We start from the raw sequence: 14,354 nt of genomic DNA, 5'->3' as shown, positions 1-14,354 counted from the left end.
ATTAATTAACCTCCTTCCAAATAGCTACTCCCTTTTCCATCTTAGAAATTATCTCTTTATAGATAGGTATATTCCGTGTATCATTACTTTTGGTTGCTATATCTATAGCTTTGTTCTCCATTTCAATGGCTTCCTTTTTTTCTCCAAGTTTATAGAGGATGCATGCATAGGTATCTAAATGACCGTGGCTTTCACCATTCTCATGTTCAATAACACGTCTCATTATAGAAAGGGCTTTTTCCAAAATCTCTTTATCATCGACATATTTGAATGCGACATCATAGATGAGATTGTTGGCATGTACTCTCCCCATAGCAGATGTATCAAGGCCATATTTGTCTATTTTATAAAGTTCCAATCTTACTGCCTGTGGATAATCCTTTTTGCCATATGATGATGATATTTTGGCATTCAGAATAAGACGCTCTGCGACTTTGTTATCAAAATCTCTGGCTATCGCTTTTCTCATTTTTTCCCATTGAGGATAGGATGATTCGGATTTCTTACTGTATATATAATCACGGCTGATCACAAAATCAGTTAAATTTTTGGAATACTTAGGCCAGCGTTCAAACTTCTTGTCTGTACTGTCCTGATGGCTATAAATATATTGGATGATCTTATCCTTAAAACTAAAGAGTTTTATAAATGTAGCATGGAACCGATCAGCCTCCTTATTCAATAAAGAATCTACCGATAACGGGTCAACATATTTTTCTTTGTATACTTTTGCTACTTGGTCAGCAATGCTGTCTTCCTTATTGTCTTTGGCCAGGTAAGCCAACTTTAATAATTGCTGTCGACTAAGTTCTCCTTTATTAAAGGCCGAAATCTGATCGAGGTAACTGTTCTTTGGGTTTATAACCTTTTTTAGCATTGTCAAAAATTCACCGGGGGCGTGAAATCCACCTTCCCTGCCAGAATAAGTGCCATCAACAGTATAAAACAGAAAGGTAGGAAATGCGGGAGCATATTTATTCCATTTGGCTGCATCTTCGCGCCAGCCCTTTACATATTCATTATCATGTGAGGTGGTATCCATTTGCACCCTTACTGTTATGAAATTCACATTCATAAAACTGGCAACCTGCGGGTCCGGAAATACCTCTTTTTCAATTCTTGCACAAGGAGCACACCAAGTAGTATAAAGATCAAGAAAGATGGGTTTATTAGCTTCCTTCGCTTCTTCAAGTACTTGCTGCCAATTTTTGGCTTTGCTAAATATAGTTCCAGAATCTTTTTGGGCATGTACAAAAACTGGGAATAACAAACACAATAGCAAACAAGGTGCAATGACAATCTTTTTCATGATTTATTTTTAGAATGAGCGCTAAGTATCTGCAGGGAGCTATAGTGAAATTGCTCCTTGCAGATACTTAGTACTGGTAAATGATTAATTGTAGCCTGTATTCTGGCTTAATTTGGTATTGATCCGGATCTCGTCAGCTGGAACAGGATACCATTGTTTAAAAGATGCCCAGATACCCCCTTTTTTTGCAGTGGCTGGCGCCATCACCGCGTCTATCTGGCCGGTTCGTTTGAGGTCATACCATCGATCGCCCCACTCGCAGAACATTTCTACCCTCCGTTCATAGGCCAGGGCAGTGATTGCTGCTTCTTTAGATAAAGAGCCCGACAGCAATTTCAACCGTAAATCAAGATCCGGTTCAGATTTATCTATAGCGCGATCCCGTAATACGTTTAAATCGGCGATCCCTTCGGCGATCTTATTCTGTTGTATTCTTGCTTCCGCTCTTATTAGATATAATTCTCCCAGCCTTAAAATTACCGTATATTCAGACTGAGCATTCGCAGATGTGGCCTTATATTTAGCAGCGTAAGGGTAAGGTGTATTATTAACATCCGTTACGCTGGCTGTCCAGATATTTTTCCGCTGATCTCCGCTCTGGAAGATCGTGGTAAAATCCGGTGAAAGGTATATGGTTCGATCTGCAACATCCCCTGGCCCACCTGGCCGTAGAATTAATACATCACCCAATGGTGTATTCGGGTTTCCAGTGCTAACGCTTGGAATTGCCCAAATGGTTTCCTTGCTGTTTTTTAGAAATACCTGGTTCAATGGAATCGCTGCGTACTGCGTTGATTTATTAATCACTTCGGATGCTGCTTGTTCTGCATTTGCCCAGTCCTTTTGGTATAAATATACTCTTGCCAAAAGGGCTGACGCTGCCGACCTGTTCGGTTTTATCCTTTCTTCTTGACCAGCAGGAAACGGTGTAACGGCATCGGCTTTTAGGTAATTATCTGATAGCATATCTTGCGCTTTCTTTAAATCCTCTATGATCTGGCTATACACCTGGCTTGAATTGGTACGCGAGAGATTGTTATTGACAATATAGTCTGTACTCAGTGCCAGCGGTATGTCCCCATAAGAATTGACAAGATAGAAGTAAAAAAAGGCGCGAAGGAAATAGGCTTCACCGAGTAAGTTTTCTCGAGTTGGTGAGGTTACCCCTTTAGATTTGTTCAGCCCCTCTATTGCAGAATTGACGTTAAAAATATAAGGGTATGTCAGCAGCCAGAACTTCGGACTATTGTCATTTGATGAAACAAGTCCGTTCTGATAATAAGTAGCATAGTCTGTTTTGTTATTGTTTAACAACTTTAAATTATCCGCTGATAGTTCAGCATACAAACTGATGTTCCTGAGAAAAAAATTATCAGACATTTGGGCATATATCCCAATCATTGCAGCATACGCAGTGGAGTTGTATGCATATACGTTACCCTCATTGACAGATGTTGCTGGCGGATCTACTTCAATAAATTTTTTGCAACTGGATAATGGAAGCAATAAGCACAGTAACACCAGTACATACTGCCCGCGATAATTATATATAGTTTTCATTGTATTCTGGATTATCATTGTCAAAAAGTTAACTGTGTACCCAAAGTGATCATTCTTAATGTACCTAACGTAGATTGACCCCCACGGATTTCAGGATCTAAACCGCCAAAAAAATTTGTCCATGTTAATAAATTCTGACCTTGAACAAAGAAACGTGCATTGGATATATGAACCCTCTTTGTTAACTCATTATTGAGCGTGTAGGAAAGGGACGCGTTTTTTAAACGGACAAAAGTACCGTCACTAACTATTCCGGAGCTACTGGACGCATTTAAAGAGGTAAACAGAATTTCAATAAAATTAGAGGTCACTTTTTGTATTTCGGCTCCCTCATCACCTGGTTTACGCCACCGATTCAACACAACATCAGGCTGATTCTTGTTGTAGCTAATGCCTGGAAAGCTGCCAAATCTGGAAGCTGCGAGGGATTTTTGCTTAACAAATTGAAAAAACACATCTAAACTGAAGCCCTTATAGTTGAAGGTATTGCTTATACCTCCATACCATTTTGGATCAGTATTGATCAATGCTGTCCTGTCGACAGGATCGCTAGGTGTAGAAGTCAGTTCACCTTTTGCATTTAGAAATTGATATAAACCAGTCTGCGGGTTTACTCCTGCATAGTTAAAGAATTTTCTTATCGTTATTGGCTGCCCAATGACGTAAGCATTCCTATCCGTGCTTGTCTCCAAACCGTCATAACGTACCAGCTTGTTTTTGGGTATGGTGATATTTGCCGATCCCTGCCAGGTAAAGGCCTTTCCCCTTACAGGTTCATAATCCAATGTAAATTCCCAGCCTGTGTTTTGCACAGTCGCTGGAAGATTTCTGACAATTGAACCGAAGCCGGTTACTACGGACAGGTTTTGATTTAATAGTTGATTGGAGGATCTGTTACGGAAATAGTTTGCATTAACCAAAATCCTGTTATCAAAAAAACCAAGATCTATACCCAAATTCAACTTGCGGGTTTCTTCCCATTCCAGATAAGCGTTGGAAAGCCCTCGAGGCTTTAATCCAGTTGTATTTAAAATGTTGACTCCAACACTATAAGGGTTGTATAAGCTGTAAAATTCATAATCTCCTATCTGGTCATTTCCAGTAGTGCCGTAGCTTGCCCTCAGTTTACCATAGTTTAATGCAGGAATTGTGTTCTTTATGAAGTTTTCTTCTGTAAATAGCCATGCACCGCCGACACTATAAAAGCTGTGAAACAGGTTCTGCGAGCCAAACCGACTACTTCCATCCCTTCTTGCAGAAAGGTTAATGATGTAGCGATCTTTGTACCGATAATTCAAACGACCAAAAATAGCACTGTACCTATAAGTTGACTGCAATGAATAATCTACGCTTTTCGTTCCAGCAGAGTTTAAATCAGAGAGTTGCGCATCACTAGCATAATCAACACCTGACAGAGATATTAGATTGCTGTTTGTCTGCTGAAATGTACTTCCCAACAGCGCATCAATTGCTCCGAAAGCAAATGTTTTATTGAACGTTAGCTGCGGCTCGATGATCCAGGTTTCTATACTTTTATTTGAATAGGAAGCAGAATTTCTGATAGGCAGAATATCCGGCTTTTTTGAAGTCATTGGGTTTTTTACCAACTCATCTGATGCCAAACGATTGTAGCCAAATGTTGATTTCAGAGACAGTCCTGGAATAACTTCATAGGATATGTTTGAATTTGCAATCAGGTTTCTAGCCTTATCAGAATATGTTGTCAAAAGATTTGCCGCAGGATTGATAAATGTTAGAATGTTAGGATTTGTAGGAAGCGGTGACCAGTTTAATGTTCCATCGGCCTTATACAAATCAGGAGCATTTGGTGACAGCGTAGCGGCTATTTCTGAAAAATCGACTGTTGGAAGTTGATTGTTTCCTTGCAGATACTTACCTGATAAAAAGAATCTGAATTTATTATTCTGACTGGCGTGGTTGACATTGAAACGTACAGTCGTCTTCACATTGGAGAAATTACCCAGAAAAACAGGGGTTTCTCGTAAATAACCTGCACCTGCAAGAAACTGCGTTTTATCAGAGCCACCAGACACACTGGCCTGCAAATTCTGATACTGCGCAGTGCTTCCTACGAGTTCCTTCTGCCAGTTTACGTCACGTGATGAATCCCATACACCGTTTACATCATAATCGGTTGTACTTGGACTGGTTTGCCCATTCTGATAGGTTTCTCTTCTCAATTCCAAATACTCAGATCCGGTCAACATATTGGGTGTTTTGGCTACTTTGCCCCAACCGGTCTGTAAATTTAAATCTACTTTGGTCTGGCCGGCTTTCCCTTTCTTGGTTGTGATGAGGATTGCACCATTAGCGGCACGTGAACCGTAGATGGCTGTTGCATCCGCATCTTTTAATACATCAATGCTTTCAATATCCGCAGGATTGATAAAACTTAAATTGCTGTAAGCTGCCCCATTCATTACTCCGGGAGTAGTACGAGACATAAGTGAGTTGGGTTCGTAAGGTACTCCATCAATAACGTAAAAAGGAACATTACCTTTTTTCAAACTGTTTTGTCCTTGAACTGTGACGTTGACTGATGCACCAGAAACACCGGAAGACTGTAGTATGAAAAGACCGGCAACGCGCCCTTGCAATGCCAGCAATGGATTTGTTATAGGTTGATTTTCGATTGTTTTTGCATTTACGCTGCCAATGTTGCTGGTGCTGAATTTCTTTTGTACTTCACCATATGCTATAACCTGCACTTGCTCAAGCGAATTATCCTCCAGCTTCAAAGTCAAAATTCCTAAATCTTCCTTCACACTAACTTCCGTCGTTTTAAACCCAACAAAAGATATCACCAGCGTTGCCTTCTCATCTACATTTTGCAAATAAAAATTTCCCTGCGCATCAGTCTTCGTCTGCTGGTTCTTACCCTTTACCGTCACAGAAGCCCCGGCTAAGGGCTGATTTTGCTCATCCACCACTTTACCCCGCACATCAATCGCCTGAAATCGGGCGATTACTTTGTCCAATAAGCTGCTTTCTTTTTTGGAGACGACTACGGTTTTGTCTTCTATAGTGTAGGTGAGGGGCTGGTTTTCGAATATCTTGTCCAGCACTTCTTTGAGTTCGGTGTTCTTTACGTTAATGCTTACGGGTTTGGCGCTTTCGAGCAGGGCGGTGGTAAACACGAAGTCGTATCCGCTTTGGTTTCTGATGTCGTTAAATACGCCGATCAGCGGGGCTGATTTTTTAGACAGGCTGATTTTTTGGGCGTAGCCTGCCGCGCTTACCTGGAGTATTGCCGTTGTTAATAGTACTACGATTAGCCTCATCACCAACAAAATTTTCGCCATAGCCGGTCGCTGCCGGTATAGGCTTTTAGTGTAAAAATTCATTACTTTTACTTTGTTTAGGTTTTTTTACTTGTTGTCTTATCTCAAATTTTGTCAATAGGGATACCTGAACTCCGGCCGGTAGTGTTACAGCACTCCCGGCCTTTGTTCTTTATGGATGATGATTAAGGGTCGTTTTTGTAGAGTCTTTTCATGTGGTTTGGTTTTGGTTTGTTGATTATTTATTTAGTTACGGTAACCGTCTTTCCGTTTATTTCAAATCGCACTGCTTTGGTTTTGGCCAGCACGTTCAGGATCTGGCTAATGTTCTTGTTTCTGGATATGGCTGCGGTAAAACGCTCTGTTGGTTTCGGCCCTTTGTATAACACTTCTATGTTGTACCAGCGGGCCAATTGATCCATCACCTCGGTGATGCTATCGTCGCTAAACCGGAAATCCCCGGCCTTCCAGGCCAATACTTTCGTTGCATCGGCTTCTAATATGTCAATGCTGCCATCTGTTTTCTGTAACAACTGTTCATTAGGCTTCAGCATAACCATGTCGTTTACCCGCACACTCCCCTCAAGTAGGGTAGTGGCAATCACCTCAGTATAGGTGTTAATATTGAAATGCGTACCAAGTACTTCGACCTGCTGCTCGCTGCCGGTACTCAAATTTTTGGAGGTTACTACAAAAGGTTGCTTTTTATTCCTGAAAACTTCAAAGTAAGCTTCGCCACTTAATCGAACTTCCCGCTTGACTAACCCTGCGAACGAGGCGGGAAATTCGATCTTCGAAGCAGCGTTCAACCAGACTCTCGTTCCGTCTGGCAGTGTAATTTGGTATGTTTGCCCCCGGGCAGTACTTGCCGTCATCTCGAGGGAACCGAGAACTTGTCCCGACCCGTCGGGAGACCTCTTGCCCTTGCCATTCAAGAGATCCCTCCCTTCGGTTCGGGATGACGGTTCCCCAATTCCGGATGACGGCACCTCAGTACCATCATTATAAGTCAGCGCCTGCCCAATCACCACACCGGCTTTGGCACTGTCCAGCACGATCGTCTTTCCATTCGCCAGTGTTATCGTTGCACCATATTGTCCGGGCGCTATATCATTTGCATAGTTCGAGATGTCCTTCGCATCTCCGGCATTACGGTCGCCACGATAGTTAAAGAACCAAATGCCGAACACAATCGTCGCCACCGCTGCGGCTATGCTGGCTGCAATCGTAAACTTAGGCCATAGTTTTATATTCGCGCCGGCCGCGCCAGCTTCCTGCGCTGGAGCATTACCAGCTGCACTGCTAAGCGCATTATCAGTTTCATTACCAACTGCTATAACAGTGCTCAAAGGCAAACGACTACGGATAATATTCAGTTCAGCCTGCAGCTCCACCTCGCTTAAGTCCATATCCCGCACGGTACCCAGCATGATCCATTTCTCAATCACACCAAGCTCCTCCGGCGTCGCCGTCCCCGCTTTATAGCTTTCAATCAGTTCTTTTGCACGCTTATTATCCATATAACCATCACCTTTTTCCGGCAATTCATATACATGACAACTAAGTGCAGGCTAAGGGTGAAAAGAAAATGAAAAATTTGTGTTTTATATATTAATGAGCTTTGTCAGCTCAGGCAAGCCGGATTTTATCCATGTTTTCTTTGATGCACCTTTTTCTGCCAGGACAACACGACCATCTTCAAATCTTGCTAAAAGTGTTGGTACCTTCATGCCGTCATATAATTCGATAAGCTTGAAGGTCTTATGAAATTCATTGATAAATTTGAGGTTTTGCTCATATACACCTTTAATGGTAGAGGGGTCGACATAGTGTCCACCCTCCAAAACACGTTGTCCAACGCGCGCAATGCAATCACTGATTTTATCCAGGCACAGATAGTTGAGCTGTATCTTATACCCATTGTCATCAAATAAGTCTATATATTTCCAATAGTCAGGGTGTGAAAGTGGTGTCTACAGTACGAAGTGCCTCTTTTTTCTGACGGCTTCCTTCATCTCCTCTACCAACTTATTTTCCATTAATCGCGTGGCCTTTGCGAACACTTCGTTGGCGGGAACCTCAGACTGCAAAAGATCTTTTTCAAAGGCAATGCGCGTCTTATCTCGATCAAAAGACCATATTCCGTTGAATGCTTCGGGAAGCATTGTTTGTATGTGTGTTGACTTTCCAGCGCCATTTGGCCCCGAAATAACAATTAGCGTAGGTTTAGAGTAATCCATGCTCTTTTCTAACCTTGTCAGCCTCGGTGTTTGACAAAGTTTTTATAACACGATACTGGAAGTTTGAGCCTTTGGAGGTCACCTCTTGCAGCTCAATACGTCCATCGGAAAATTCGCGATATACCTGCCCATCAGGAAGTTTATCGGAAAGTATTAGAAAGGGAAGATTCCGGCTAAAATTGTTTACCCGAATTGCTTTCACCGTATTCAAGTAATGCTCCCTTTTAACGTTTATTGCTATAGACCCTCGCATATTCTTAATTGATTATCGTACTTTGATAAGTAAAAATTCACAAAAATTTCCGCTTACCCAACCGGCCCGAGCTTTCAGTACGTCGCCGAGCGCTGATAAGCACTTTCTCATCATTGCGTCATTCCGATTATTTGTCGTTAATACCGCTTCCTGAACCAGAAAGCCAGGTTCACCAAAGCAATGAGCGCAGGTACTTCTACCAATGGTCCTATAACCCCAACAAAAGCCTGCCCGCTATTGATCCCGAAAACCCCGATAGCCACCGCAATGGCCAGTTCAAAGTTATTGCCGGCCGCAGTAAAGGCAATAGATGCGCTCTGCGAATAGTCAGCGCCCACTTTTTTGCCAGCAAAAAAGCTCACCACAAACATCAGCGCAAAGTAGATCACCAGCGGTACCGCAATGCGAAATACATCCATGGGCAACTGTACAATCAGCTCACCCTTTAAACTGAACATCACGATAATGGTAAACAGCAAGGCGATCAGCGTTATAGGTGAAATTAAAGGGATGAAACGATCCTGATACCATTCTTCACCTTTCAACGCGATTAATGCATACCTGCTAATCACACCTGCTGCAAAAGGAATCCCCAGATAGATACCCACACTTGTGGCGATCTCAGCGATGGTGATATGCACATCAAGACCAGTCACGCCAAACAAGGGCGGCAGTAGGGTGATGAATACATAAGCATATATGCTGTACAACAATACCTGGAAAATGCTATTCAAAGCAATCAGACCAGCTGCATATTCCCGGTTCCCTTCGGCCAGTTCATTCCAGACTACCACCATAGCAATGCAGCGGGCCAGCCCGATCAGGATCAGCCCGGTCATATACTCAGGGTAGCCATTCAGGAAAAACAGTGCCAGCCCAAACATCAGCACCGGCCCAACTACCCAGTTCAGCACCAGGGAAGTGCCCAGTACTTTAAAGTTGCGGAACACCTTGCCAATATGCTCATACTTCACCTTAGCCAGTGGGGGGTACATCATCAGGATCAGCCCTATCGCCAGCGGTATATTCGTTGTGCCGCTGCTATAGCTGTTTATCCACACCGCAGATGAAGGCATGAAATAGCCCAAGGCCACACCGACAGCCATAGCCAGGAAAATCCACAGCGTCAGATACCTGTCTAAAAAACTCAGACGCTTTCGCTCTGCTGCGGGACTGCAATTATTGGCGCTCATATGATGCGATGTTTTGCTTCACAAATTCCCGGCTGTAGGCTTTTATCTGCTCCCGTACCGCCCTGAATTGCTCCATAATCTCCGCCTCTGTACCTGTGGCCTTTGCCGGATCAGGGAAATTATGGTGAAATTTCTGTGCTTTAGATGGAAAGAAGGGACATCGTTCCTTTGCATTGTCGCACACGGTAATCACAAAATCAAAATCAATGTCACGATATTCATCCATATTGTTGGAAGTATGGCCCGATATATCAATCCCATCTTCCTTCATCGTTGCAACGGCGCGCGGGTTCACCCCATGTGTTTCTACACCCGCACTGTAAATTTCCGCTTTGTCTCCCGCAAAATGGCGCAGATAGCCTTCCGCCAACTGGCTACGGCAGCTATTGCCCGTACACAGTACTAAAATTCTCTTCATATTGTTTATTGATAAGTTTAACTGCAACATCCGCTAGCAGGAGTACATTCCGCATTTAAGGTAAGGTTCTTTAATTCGATCTTTGGTTTAGGACCGCAATTGCCGCCCCGGTCCGTCGCCTTACACTGGACGGTGTCCGGACGCAAATCCACAACAAGGTTTTGGCCTTCAACTACAACAGATTTCGGCAGCATCTGGCGGGTATCGAAATCCGCATTGCCATACTCGATCTTAACAATGGCTTGTGGATGGAGGGGCAACGACTTTTCCACCAGGTCAATAATCGAAAGTGCTTTACTGGCCTTCATCGATCTTTCCTGATGTTCTGTGCCCGATTCCCAGACTTGAACAATGACTTCGGTCCAGGAGTTCATCATGCCTCCACAGTCAACCGACGTAATCGGAGCCTGCTTGATCTCCGTGATGTGATAAGCCGGGTCGGCCCGTTTGTCTTCCGCATACTGAAACTGCAAATCCAGTTCTTTATTTGACCGGAGCTGTGCTTTAAATATTTCCCATGTCAGTGCTTCCATAGCTCGATTTGTTTATTGTAATATTACGATTAATAAATTCAAATTTTTTTAACAACAATTTTGTTCCTTGATTTGGATATCCCCAAAAAAGCTATTGAAAAGTGCTTTATACTGCTTCCAGATTTTGGCGTCAATACAATAACAAACGCTTGTTCCCTCAATGTTTCCCTGAATAATTCCTGCGTTCTTCAGTTCTTTCAAGTGTTGCGATGTCGTAGCCTGAGCAAGTCCGAGTTCTTCAACCAGCGTACCGGTAATGCAGACATTCTTTTTGATCAAGTATTGCAATATGGCTATACGCGCAGGATGCGCCAAGGCTTTCGCCATCGCAGCCATCTCATTCTGCTCTTTGGTAAATAAGTCGGTTTTTGTCGCTCCCATATTCAAATATATCCATCGCAATATTACGATTAACAAATTAACGTTCCAAATAAAATTTAGATTATCGAGAATGGTTGATGAGGAGCTTACCCAACCAATCCCTCGAGCTTCTTCAGCATCTTGATCCAGCTTTGATAAGCACCCGTCTCTTTCGCTTTCTCTTCCGAAACTGTTTGATGAATTGAAACTTTCGTCTGCATACCAACCGCCTCAAACGTAATCGTCGTAACCTGCTCTTCCGGCCAGTCTTCTACTTTCCCGGCCTCAACCGAACTTACAGAATTGCCGTTCTCGTCCGACATCACCATCGTTTGCACGAGTTTTTCGTTAGGCACCACTTCCAGGTAAACACCCTTAACCCAGCATTCTCCATACACCGGGTCATGGATGCAGGACAGGAAATGCCCGCCCTCGCGCACATCCAGGTTTTTAAATTCAACCGTGCAGCCATCGGGCGCATACCACTGTTTTAATTGTTCGGCATCGGTCCATGCCCGAAACACCAGCTCGACAGGCGCGTTAAACAAGTGCGTAATAAAGAGTTCTTTCTTCTCAGCGTTCATATCGGTTACTTTGTTCATATCCGTTATTTTTTAATCGTTTCAAGGAATTTGTCGAGCTTGTCAAACCGCTGCTTCCACAGCTTCCGCGATTCGCTCACCCAGTCGGTCACTTCATCCAGCTTTTCCAGTTTCGCCTCACACACCTGTTCCCGTCCCCGCTGCTTCATCGATACGATCCCGCATTCATGCAGAATCTTGATGTGCTTAGCAATCGCCTGCCTGCTCATGCCAAAATCTTCACCGATCTGCGCAATATTGAGCGCTCCGTGCGACAGCTTGGTAATGATCATTCGCCTCGTCGGATCGGCAATAGCCTGAAAAACATCTCTTCTCTCTATCATAATACAACCAAATGGTTGCCAAATATAAATACAACCAAATGGTTGCGCAAACGTTTTTCAGAAAAATTTTTTCTAGCTTACATAAACACGAGCAACATCAGCGAACCCAACTTCGCTTTCAAGATCTTAAGCGCATGGTGCATATGACTTTTTACCGTTTCTTCTGAAATTTCCAATGCAGCGGCAATTTCCTTTCGGGTGTAATTGGTATTGCGGCTCAACTCAAACACCTGCCGCATTTTAGTGGGCAGGGCAGCGATCTCTTTCTCAATCAATGCGGCCAGTTCCTTATGCCTCAGCAGATGATCAGCACTGTTGTCATTAAACTCCAGGTAACTTTGAAAGGCATCCAGATACCTGGCCGACACTGTTTTATGCTTTATCCGGTTCAGGATTTTGTTTTTGACAGAAGTATAAATGAATGGAAGTATCCCGTTGGTAAAATGCAGGCTTTGCCGCTGTTCCCAGAGGTACAGGAAAACCTCATGGACGATATCCCTGGCTTCTTCCTTATCATCGGTACGCTTGTAAGTAAACGTATACACCAGGGCCTCGTACCGGTTGTAAATCTCGGTATACGCAGCCTCATCGCCCTGCGTAAGCAAGGCAACAAGTTCCTGCTCGGTATATCCGCTGTAGGTTTTCAAAACTGACAAGTTGCGTCTAAGTTAATGAAAAGCATACATATGCCGGTAGGGCAATGCTAGCGATTAAGATATTTCCCTATCGTAATGTCGGCCTTTCTGGTCAAGCCGTCTATCGTCCCAAAGTTTTCGTATGGCATCGAAAAGTAATCACTAACGTCGATCTTATTATCGCCATTTAAGTCTATCCACCTCAGGTTTCCGGCAACTGGCCCTTCCTGCGTGGGTGCCCCTGCGGCCTCGGCGTCCGACTGGAAAATTCCCTTAATAGCCGGCCCTGCCAGGATAGGGCCTTCGTACGTCCTTTTCACCCATACGTTACTTTTCCCGGCCATTTCGGTATGGATGTAATAGCGTCCGGGTTTCAATTTCGGAAAGTGGGCTAGGCCATTGTTCCCGGTCAACGTTTTGTAAGCCAGTTTGCCGGCCGTGAAATCCAGCTGGGTTTTATAAAGTTCCACGAGGGCGCCCTCTACGGTTTTTCCTTTCGGGTGCTGCGGGCTCCATTCGCTGCTGTCCCACACGGTAATGTCGAAAGTTGTCGTTTCCAGCGGGTCGTTAATATTGGATGGGGTGATGGCCCGTTTGATGATATGTATGGCCTGGTCGTCGGTCAACACCGCTTGTTTGCGACCTATTTGTATTCCGTTTACCCATACGGTATCGGCACGTCTGCTTATCTTAAGGGTTTTGCCGCTTAAAGTGGTGAAAGTCCTGCCATTATGCAATTCGTATTGGTTGTATACCCCTTTTATGATATGGTCCTTAAGGGCATTGGCAGTGAGCTCTGTAAGTTTTCCAGCTTCCCTGCCTACCATATTGCCTTGAGCCATTTCTCCGTTTAGCGGAGGCAATACGGTTATTCCGTCTGCAGTTTCCTCGGCGGATAGGCTGAGGTTACTCAAGGCCTCTCTGAAAATCCTTACGCTGTCGGCTCCCGCCAAACCCTTTACCACAGTTTGTATCATTACCTTTGGATCTCTCATGTTGTAGGGGAGAGCCGGCGCTGGTTTATTGCAGCCCGTACCAAATAATATTGCCAGGCCGAGGAATAGTATAGAGCGTTTCATGAGGAATCGTTTATGCGATCAATACTAACAAATTTCTTTTATAAGTCCAAAATTCAGCCTTGCTGCCCGGCGATCTTTGCCACTGCTTTAGTCCTGCCTTTGTAGCAACGCCTGTTCGCTTCAATATGAGTATAGGGTTACCCTGGGGGTTGACGCGCTATAGGGCGACCGAACGCTGTCAGTGTTACGTCTTTGTTGTTATCTTGATAGGTGGCATGATCTAAGGCAGGGCTTTACCAGTGCCTGTTCGATCCTTGATTCCCGTAGTATTTGGGAATATATGATGGTAAAACTTTACTTTTACCCCAATGGAATTGCCCAAATATACAAAAAATCAGCTTGCATTACGAAATGGTCAGGATAAACCTCAGATTTGGGTAGCATACCGGGGTTTGATCTACGATGTGTCTGAAAGTCGCCTTTGGCGCAATGGCAAGCATTATGAGCACTGGGCGGGGCAGGACTTGACCGACGAACTGCCCGATGCGCCACATACTGAGTCGGTTTTTGAACGTTTTACAGTAATTGGTGTGCTGAAGGAATAATT

The 14,354-nt window shown here is 43.9% G+C and carries 16 protein-coding genes; 1 reads left to right on the top strand and 15 read right to left on the bottom strand.

What is annotated here, in order from left to right:
* Nucleotide 1: 1 nt before the first annotated feature.
* From QEP07_RS08245 to QEP07_RS08175, 15 genes are all read right to left on the bottom strand, one after another.
* A complete protein-coding gene (locus QEP07_RS08245; protein ID WP_285009401.1) occupies nt 2-1,309 on the bottom strand; it encodes a thioredoxin family protein in 1,308 nt (435 codons plus the stop codon).
* Between the two features lie 84 nt (nt 1,310-1,393).
* Nucleotides 1,394-2,869 (bottom strand): RagB/SusD family nutrient uptake outer membrane protein, encoded by a 1,476-nt coding sequence (locus QEP07_RS08240; RefSeq protein WP_285009399.1) that lies wholly within the window; start codon nt 2,867-2,869, stop codon nt 1,394-1,396.
* A gap of 20 nt (nt 2,870-2,889) precedes the next feature.
* Complete coding sequence (locus QEP07_RS08235; protein WP_285009398.1) at nt 2,890-6,192, bottom strand: SusC/RagA family TonB-linked outer membrane protein; 3,303 nt, start codon at nt 6,190-6,192, stop codon at nt 2,890-2,892.
* 221 nt (nt 6,193-6,413) lie between these two features.
* Entirely contained in the window at nt 6,414-7,691 is a 1,278-nt protein-coding gene (locus QEP07_RS08230) for a FecR family protein (RefSeq protein WP_285009397.1), read from the bottom strand.
* A gap of 84 nt (nt 7,692-7,775) precedes the next feature.
* On the bottom strand, nt 7,776-8,015 hold the full coding sequence (locus QEP07_RS08225) for a hypothetical protein (protein WP_285009396.1): 240 nt from the start codon (nt 8,013-8,015) through the stop codon (nt 7,776-7,778).
* A 129-nt stretch (nt 8,016-8,144) separates the two neighbouring features.
* Nucleotides 8,145-8,336: a hypothetical protein gene (locus tag QEP07_RS08220; RefSeq protein WP_437126686.1), complete on the bottom strand. Its 192-nt coding sequence runs from the start codon at nt 8,334-8,336 to the stop codon at nt 8,145-8,147.
* A gap of 61 nt (nt 8,337-8,397) precedes the next feature.
* Nucleotides 8,398-8,664: a hypothetical protein gene (locus QEP07_RS08215; protein WP_285010755.1), complete on the bottom strand. Its 267-nt coding sequence runs from the start codon at nt 8,662-8,664 to the stop codon at nt 8,398-8,400.
* Nucleotides 8,665-8,801: 137 nt separating this feature from the next.
* The gene (gene arsB, locus QEP07_RS08210) at nt 8,802-9,857 is read right to left on the bottom strand and encodes an ACR3 family arsenite efflux transporter (protein WP_285009393.1); all 1,056 of its coding nucleotides are present in this window, start codon (nt 9,855-9,857) and stop codon (nt 8,802-8,804) included.
* A complete protein-coding gene (locus QEP07_RS08205) occupies nt 9,844-10,275 on the bottom strand; it encodes an arsenate reductase ArsC (RefSeq protein WP_285009391.1) in 432 nt (143 codons plus the stop codon). Before QEP07_RS08205 ends, arsB begins: the two co-directional genes overlap by 14 nt.
* Nucleotides 10,276-10,292: 17 nt before the next feature.
* Complete coding sequence (locus QEP07_RS08200) at nt 10,293-10,808, bottom strand: DUF6428 family protein (protein WP_285009389.1); 516 nt, start codon at nt 10,806-10,808, stop codon at nt 10,293-10,295.
* A gap of 48 nt (nt 10,809-10,856) precedes the next feature.
* A complete protein-coding gene (locus tag QEP07_RS08195; protein ID WP_285009387.1) occupies nt 10,857-11,189 on the bottom strand; it encodes an ArsR/SmtB family transcription factor in 333 nt (110 codons plus the stop codon).
* An 86-nt stretch (nt 11,190-11,275) separates the two neighbouring features.
* The gene (locus QEP07_RS08190; RefSeq protein WP_285009386.1) at nt 11,276-11,770 is read right to left on the bottom strand and encodes an SRPBCC family protein; all 495 of its coding nucleotides are present in this window, start codon (nt 11,768-11,770) and stop codon (nt 11,276-11,278) included.
* 5 nt (nt 11,771-11,775) lie between these two features.
* A complete protein-coding gene (locus QEP07_RS08185; RefSeq protein WP_285009384.1) occupies nt 11,776-12,093 on the bottom strand; it encodes an ArsR/SmtB family transcription factor in 318 nt (105 codons plus the stop codon).
* A 77-nt stretch (nt 12,094-12,170) separates the two neighbouring features.
* Complete coding sequence (locus QEP07_RS08180; protein ID WP_285009383.1) at nt 12,171-12,749, bottom strand: RNA polymerase sigma factor; 579 nt, start codon at nt 12,747-12,749, stop codon at nt 12,171-12,173.
* Nucleotides 12,750-12,796: 47 nt separating this feature from the next.
* A complete protein-coding gene (locus tag QEP07_RS08175; protein ID WP_285009381.1) occupies nt 12,797-13,807 on the bottom strand; it encodes a fasciclin domain-containing protein in 1,011 nt (336 codons plus the stop codon).
* Between the two features lie 308 nt (nt 13,808-14,115).
* On the opposite strand from QEP07_RS08175, the gene QEP07_RS08170 reads away from it, so the two are divergent.
* Nucleotides 14,116-14,352 (top strand): cytochrome b5 domain-containing protein, encoded by a 237-nt coding sequence (locus QEP07_RS08170; protein ID WP_256003786.1) that lies wholly within the window; start codon nt 14,116-14,118, stop codon nt 14,350-14,352.
* Nucleotides 14,353-14,354 lie beyond the last annotated feature (2 nt).

This window comes from Pedobacter faecalis (genome assembly GCF_030182585.1).
In the GTDB taxonomy this organism is placed as follows: domain Bacteria; phylum Bacteroidota; class Bacteroidia; order Sphingobacteriales; family Sphingobacteriaceae; genus Pedobacter; species Pedobacter faecalis.
Note: the sequence above shows the minus strand (reverse complement) of the source record. Positions and strands in the feature narration are given on the sequence as shown.

Coding starts and splice junctions, on each gene's coding strand:
- QEP07_RS08215 (WP_285010755.1), bottom strand. CDS start 8,664: ATGCGAGGGTCTATAGCAATAAACGTTAAAAGGGAGCATTACTTGAAT.
- QEP07_RS08240 (WP_285009399.1), bottom strand. CDS start 2,869: ATGAAAACTATATATAATTATCGCGGGCAGTATGTACTGGTGTTACTG.
- QEP07_RS08175 (WP_285009381.1), bottom strand. CDS start 13,807: ATGAAACGCTCTATACTATTCCTCGGCCTGGCAATATTATTTGGTACG.
- QEP07_RS08245 (WP_285009401.1), bottom strand. CDS start 1,309: ATGAAAAAGATTGTCATTGCACCTTGTTTGCTATTGTGTTTGTTATTC.
- QEP07_RS08200 (WP_285009389.1), bottom strand. CDS start 10,808: ATGGAAGCACTGACATGGGAAATATTTAAAGCACAGCTCCGGTCAAAT.
- QEP07_RS08170 (WP_256003786.1), top strand. CDS start 14,116: ATGGAATTGCCCAAATATACAAAAAATCAGCTTGCATTACGAAATGGT.
- QEP07_RS08185 (WP_285009384.1), bottom strand. CDS start 12,093: ATGATAGAGAGAAGAGATGTTTTTCAGGCTATTGCCGATCCGACGAGG.
- QEP07_RS08195 (WP_285009387.1), bottom strand. CDS start 11,189: ATGGGAGCGACAAAAACCGACTTATTTACCAAAGAGCAGAATGAGATG.
- arsB (WP_285009393.1), bottom strand. CDS start 9,857: ATGAGCGCCAATAATTGCAGTCCCGCAGCAGAGCGAAAGCGTCTGAGT.
- QEP07_RS08220 (WP_437126686.1), bottom strand. CDS start 8,336: ATGCTTCCCGAAGCATTCAACGGAATATGGTCTTTTGATCGAGATAAG.
- QEP07_RS08190 (WP_285009386.1), bottom strand. CDS start 11,770: ATGAACAAAGTAACCGATATGAACGCTGAGAAGAAAGAACTCTTTATT.
- QEP07_RS08205 (WP_285009391.1), bottom strand. CDS start 10,275: ATGAAGAGAATTTTAGTACTGTGTACGGGCAATAGCTGCCGTAGCCAG.
- QEP07_RS08230 (WP_285009397.1), bottom strand. CDS start 7,691: ATGGATAATAAGCGTGCAAAAGAACTGATTGAAAGCTATAAAGCGGGG.
- QEP07_RS08235 (WP_285009398.1), bottom strand. CDS start 6,192: ATGGCGAAAATTTTGTTGGTGATGAGGCTAATCGTAGTACTATTAACA.